This window comes from Rhizobium sp. PRIMUS64 (assembly GCF_023006465.1).
Classification (GTDB): Bacteria; Pseudomonadota; Alphaproteobacteria; order Rhizobiales; family Rhizobiaceae; genus Rhizobium; species Rhizobium leguminosarum.
On the sequence record NZ_JALBGX010000313.1, the window covers coordinates 1 to 773 of the forward strand.

General features: G+C 61.8%; 1 protein-coding gene. It reads right to left on the reverse strand.

Annotation, left to right across the window (positions count from 1 at the left end; genetic code table 11):
- The coding region (locus MOV76_RS39300; RefSeq protein WP_247266610.1) for a sugar ABC transporter substrate-binding protein at positions 1 to 773 on the reverse strand (773 nt) is incomplete at both ends.

The following is a 773-nucleotide window of genomic DNA, read 5'->3' on the forward strand; positions in this document are numbered from 1 at the left end:
AGGCTCCAGGCCCAGAGCCAGTTGCCGCGCTTGCCGAGGCCCTTGTCCGGGGCGAGCGCGAAGCCGACCTTGTCGGCGACCTGCGATTGCTTCGGATCGGCGACGAAGGAAGCGGCAACCGTTGCGTCGATCCACATGCCGCACTTACCGGTCTGGAACAGCGCCAGGTTCTCGTTGAAGCCGTTGGAGGAGGCGCCCGGGGGGCCGGCATCCTTCATCAGCTTGACGTAGAAGTCGAGCGTGTCCTTCCATTCCGGCTGATCGAACTGCGGCTTCCACTTCTCGTCAAACCAGCGTGCGCCGAAGGAATTGGACATGGCCGTCAGGAAGGCCATGTTCTCGCCCCAGCCGGCCTTGCCGCGCAGGCAGATGCCGTAGATTTCCTTGTCCTTGTTGGTGATCTTGCGGGCAGCGTCAGCGACGAAGTCCCAGGTCGGCGCGTCGGGCATCTTCAGGCCGGCAGCGTCGAACAGGTCCTTGCGGTACATGACCATCGAGCTTTCACCATAGAACGGCGCAGCATAGAGCTTGCCGTCTACAGTCAGGCCGCTGCGGATTGCCGGCAGCAGGTCGTCGACGTCGTAATTGGCGCCGAGATTGTCGAGCGGCAGCAACCAGTCCTGTTTTGCCCAGATCGGAACTTCATAGGTGCCGATCGTCAGAACGTCGTACTGGCCGCCCTTGGTCGCGATGTCGGTCGTGACCTTCTGGCGCAGCACGTTTTCTTCGAGGGTTACCCATTCAAGGTCGATGCCGGGGTTCTTCGCCTTGAA